This window comes from Neoroseomonas soli (genome assembly GCF_018129065.1).
Taxonomy (GTDB): Bacteria; Pseudomonadota; Alphaproteobacteria; order Acetobacterales; family Acetobacteraceae; genus Neoroseomonas; species Neoroseomonas soli.
Map to the genome: position 1 here is coordinate 1 of NZ_JAAEDM010000157.1, position 4,392 is coordinate 4,392.

Consider the following 4,392-nt stretch of genomic DNA (forward strand, 5'->3'; position numbering starts at 1 on the left):
CGCCTGGCGCCTGCGCCGGTCACGCGCCCGGTGGCGCCGCCCGCGCCTCCGCGGGTCGCCGCCGCGGCGGCGCCGGTGGTACGGAGCTTCCCGCCCGCCCGTCAGCGCCTCGGTGCGCGGTCCTGCTGCTGGCCGATCGGCGAGCCGGGGACCAGCGGCTTCCGCTTCTGCGGCGGCGAGCCCATGGCTGGCAAGCCCTATTGCCTGGAGCATGCCGCTCTCGCCTATGTGAAGCCGCGGGATCGCCGCGAGGACGCGGCGTAGTTTTTCGCCTCAAGCGCCGGCGCCGGCATCCGCCGGCTCGGCTTGCGCGCTATGCGCTGGCGCGTCGGCCGCGTCGGGCTGCCTGGGCGCGGTCGCGCTTTGCGCTCCCGGGCCGAGGCGCAGCCTCGGCCCGCCTGTCCCTCTTCACCGGAGGGGGCGCTAGACGATGCGCGACGCATCCGCTTTCCTCTCCGTGACGCCTTCCGCCCGCCGCGCATTGCGGCGATGCTGCGCCCATCATGCATTCGCGCCTGGCCGGGGTGGCGCTGCAGCTCGCGGCGCTGGCGATGTTTGTCGCCATGGACACCATCATCAAGCTGCTGACCGCCGGCTTCCCGGTGCCGCAGGTGATGTGGGCGCGCTTTCTCTTCGGCTTCCTCACCGTCGCCCTTGCCCTGCGCATCGTGACGGGGCAGGTGCCGTGGCGGTCCCGCGCGCCGGGGCTGCAGACGCTGCGCAGCCTGACGCTCGCCGCCTGCAACTGGCTCTTCACCACCGCGCTGGTGCACATCCCGCTGGCGGATGCGACGGCTGTGGGCTTCGCCTCGCCGCTCTTCACCGTGGCGCTGGCTGCGGTCTGGCTGAAGGAACGCGTGGGCTGGCGCCGCTGGGCCGGGGTGGGGATCGGGCTCGCGGGCGTCGTGGTGCTGCTGCGCCCGCCCTTCATCTTCGGCGGCCAGCCGGTGCACTGGGCCATGATGCTGCCGCTCGGCACCGCGGCGCTCTTCGCCGTCTACCAGATCCTCACCCGCAAGCTGGCCGGGGTGGACGATCCACGCACCACCATCCTGCACACCAGTTTCGCGGCCTCGCTCGTGACCTCCGCGGCACTGCCCTTCGAATGGACCTGGCCCTCGGCCGAGGGCTGGGCGGCCTTCGCACTGCTCGGCGTGCTGGGGGGCATGGGGCACGGGCTGCTGGTCATGGCCTTCGCCCGGGCGCCGGCCAGCCTGCTCGCACCCATGTCCTACACCCAGATGATCTGGGCGGTGCTGTCCGGGCTGCTGGTCTTCGGGGACCGGCCGGATCTGCTGACCGTGGTCGGCATGGTGGTGATCGCCGCCGGCGGCGTGCTCGTCGCGCTGCCCGATCGCGCCCGCCGCAACGCATGACGCCGAGGCGCTTGCGCCGCCGCCGCCGCTGGTTTAGCGAAGGTTCTCCCGCGCGGCCGCCCTCCGGCACCGGGCGACTCGCGGCCGTTTCGCACCGGACCGCGCATGAGGGAAACGATGGCTGACATCGGAATGGCCAAGGGGGCCGAGGAACGCGGGCATGCGCGCGTCGCGCTCGATGCCGACAGCGTCAGGGACGCCTATCGGCGCTGGGCCGGCGTTTACGACATCGTGTTCGGCGGTGTCTCGGGCGTGGGGCGGCGCCGCGCGGTCGCCGCGGTGAACCGCCTGGTCGGGCCAAGGGTGCTCGAAGTGGGGGTGGGCACCGGGCTCGCCCTGCCGCTCTATCGCCGCGACTTCCAGGTCGTCGGCATCGATCTCTCCCGCGACATGCTCGAGAAGGCCAAGGCCCGCGTGGCAACCGAGCGGCTGCCGAACGTGAGCGGGCTGCTCGAGATGGATGCCGAGCACATGGCCTTCGCCGACGGCGCCTTCGACATCGCCGTCGCGATGTTCACCGCCTCCGTCGTGCCCGACGCCAAGCGCCTCTTCGCGGAAATGTCGCGCGTCGTGCGGCCCGGCGGCCACCTGCTCTTCGTCAACCACTTCGCCGCCGAGGGCGGGCCACGCTGGTGGGTGGAGCGGGCGATGGCGCCGCTCTCCCGCCGCCTCGGCTGGCATCCGGACTTCGCGCTGCGGGACCTGCTGGATCCGGAACGGACGCCGGTGGAGCGCATCGAGCCCTGCCCGCCCGCCGGCATCTTCACCCTGGTGTCGCTGCGCAACCCCGAAATCGCGGCCCAGGCGCTGGCCGCGGAATAGGCGGCCGCTTCGGCGCGTCGAGAGCATGGCCGCGCATACGGCCGATTCCACCCGTATGCGATCCGCTCCGGACGATCACCTGGTGTCCTAATTCCGAAATCCTGCGGACGTCGTTCTCAGGCCACTAGGCTTTGTCTTCAGTGGCCTTCTTGCTCGCATCGTTCGCTGGAAATCCAGCGAACTTCGCGGGCAGGGCACTAGCCGGAAATCGGCCCGTCACCGCAGCCCGCCGCCCGGCACCTGCATCGCCTGGTACCCCTGGGGGCGCCGGAACAGCGCCGGCTCCTGCTGCGCGTAGACCACCCGCACCGCTTCCATCCGCCCCTGCTGCCCCTGCGAGGCACCCTGCCCCCGCAGCATCACGCCATCCGCCGTGATGCAGGCCTCCCCGCTGCCCACCTGCCCCTGGTAGCGCCACACGGTGCAGGCCGTGCCGGCGATGCGCTCGGTGCCGCCGCGGGTGAAGCGGGCGTTCGCCAGATCCTTCTGGTAGCCGGCGGCCTGGTCCATCGGCACGTCCATGATCATGCGCATCGCTTCCATGACCATGAACCCGCGCTGGTTGGCGTGGTCCGCCACCATATAGCCGGCGCCCCCGGGCATGTTCATGCGCATCAGCCGGGCTGCGGCAGACCACAGCATGGTCATCTCGGCGCCCGTTCCGCCGCCGGTGACGTGGTAGGTCACCGCGACATCGCGTGTCGGGTAGATCTCCGGCCGGTCCTGCGCCTGCGCGGCGACGGGCAGGGCGGCGATCAGGGCGGCGGCGATGGCGTGGCGCATGGGCTTGGTCCTCGGACGAATCGCTGGTGCAGCATGCCTCGGAACGCCGCCGTCGGCGATGAAGCCGTTCAGCCTTCCCGCTGCCGCCACGATGCGGCCTCGCCGCCCCGCCCTCTTCAGCCGGCCGGCCAGGGGGCCAGGAGCTGGCGGAAGCGCTCGATGCCGTTGAAGGTTTCGAGGTCGTCCTCCCGCCGCTCGGGGGGCACGTCCGCCTTGCGGGGATGGGCCGGGTCCATCAGCAGCTGCAGCCAGCCGCGCGACATGCCGCCTCGGAGCGAGGCCGCCAGCGCCGCATAGGCCTCATCCTCCACCGCGCGCAGCGCATCGGGGTCGGGTGCCTCCTGCGCCTTGAGCTGCCGGTGCTTCTGGCCGAGCGCGCAGGCCTTGTACATCTGCACCGTGGCGTCGCTCCGCGTGGCGGCGTTTTCGTTCTCCAGCCGCCGGATCGCCTCCAGCGCCTCGTCCGGTTGCGGCGGCTGGCTGTAGAGCAGGTCCAGGATGCGGTTCGCATCGAGGGTCCGCGGGGCGACGTCCAGCATGGTGGTCACTGCGGTGGAGCCGGCCCGCTCGCGCGCGGCCCGCGCCTCGTCGCGGCGGCCGGCCGCCTCCAGCACCCGGGCGAGATCGCTGAAGCTGTAGGCGTTCGGCCGCTCCGCCGTCAGGCGCCGGAAGGCCTCGATCGCCTTGCCGAACTCGCCGAGGCGCGCATGGGCATTGGCCCAGGCGCGGACCGCGTCGGCGGTGCGCTGCCCGGCCAGGTCTTCGTTGGAAAGCAGGTCGAGTGCCTCCCGCAGTTCGGGCGGGGCGGTCACGCGGCCGCCGTCGAGCGCGGCATCGCGCAGCAGCGTGGCGACGTCCTGGTTGCGCAGCAGGCCGACGGCGTCGCTCAGTGCTGCCTCGCGCGTTGCGAAGGCGTTGGCGGCTTCGGTTTCCTTGCGGGCCTTGTCGGCCTCCCGCTTCGCCTTGCGCGCCTGCTCCTCGGCTCGGCGGACGCCGGCCCCCTCGAGGTCCATCGCCGCATCGGCCAGTTCCCGGCTGAGCAGCAGCGCCACCAGCAGGTAGGCCCAGAAGAAGCCGGCGATCAGCCCGGCGATCAGTGCCGCGGGTACGATCGCTTCCGCGACCGGGAAGCGTTCCAGCCCGGCCGTGGTCAGCAGGTAGTCGAGGAGCCGCCGGAAATACCCGGCGATGTCGCGCGCCTGCACCAGACCGATGCCGACGATGATCTTGGTCAGCCAGTCGGCGATCTCGTTCAGCGCCGGGCTGGCCCGGTAGCTGGCGAGGACCTGCTGCGCCACTCCGCCCGCCGGCAGGGCCAGGGGTGCCGGTGCCTCCGCCCCGGCCCGGGTGATGGCCGGCCCCTGCGCGCCCTGCCCCCCGGCGACGGGTGGCGCAGCGGCCACGCCTGCCG

General features: G+C 72.6%; 5 protein-coding genes. 3 read left to right on the plus strand and 2 right to left on the minus strand.

The annotated features are described in order from the left end of the window. The 3 genes from GXW76_RS24935 to GXW76_RS24945 all read left to right on the plus strand — a co-directional run. Positions 1-264 (plus strand): GcrA family cell cycle regulator (locus GXW76_RS24935; RefSeq protein ID WP_272876145.1); only part of this gene is annotated, 264 nt, incomplete at its 5' end. A gap of 239 nt (positions 265-503) precedes the next feature. Continuing rightward, entirely contained in the window at positions 504-1,376 is an 873-nt protein-coding gene (locus GXW76_RS24940; RefSeq protein ID WP_211864841.1) for a DMT family transporter, read from the plus strand. Positions 1,377-1,493: 117 nt separating this feature from the next. Next, positions 1,494-2,198, plus strand: coding sequence for a class I SAM-dependent methyltransferase (locus tag GXW76_RS24945; protein ID WP_246514698.1), 705 nt, complete (start codon positions 1,494-1,496; stop codon positions 2,196-2,198). A gap of 216 nt (positions 2,199-2,414) precedes the next feature. Here GXW76_RS24945 and GXW76_RS24950 read toward each other — a convergent pair whose 3' ends face one another. Together GXW76_RS24950 and GXW76_RS24955 are read right to left on the minus strand one after the other, a co-directional pair. Continuing rightward, the gene (locus GXW76_RS24950; protein ID WP_211864843.1) at positions 2,415-2,981 is read right to left on the minus strand and encodes a DUF4412 domain-containing protein; all 567 of its coding nucleotides are present in this window, start codon (positions 2,979-2,981) and stop codon (positions 2,415-2,417) included. Positions 2,982-3,097: 116 nt separating this feature from the next. Then, positions 3,098-4,392: tetratricopeptide repeat protein (locus GXW76_RS24955; RefSeq protein ID WP_211864844.1), on the minus strand; the 1,295-nt coding region annotated here is incomplete at its 5' end.

Excerpts from the sequence above, each read along its gene's own strand:
- GXW76_RS24945 (WP_246514698.1), top strand. The coding sequence starts at position 1,494 with ATGGCTGACATCGGAATGGCCAAGGGGGCCGAGGAACGCGGGCATGCG.
- GXW76_RS24940 (WP_211864841.1), top strand. The coding sequence starts at position 504 with ATGCATTCGCGCCTGGCCGGGGTGGCGCTGCAGCTCGCGGCGCTGGCG.
- GXW76_RS24950 (WP_211864843.1), bottom strand. The coding sequence starts at position 2,981 with ATGCGCCACGCCATCGCCGCCGCCCTGATCGCCGCCCTGCCCGTCGCC.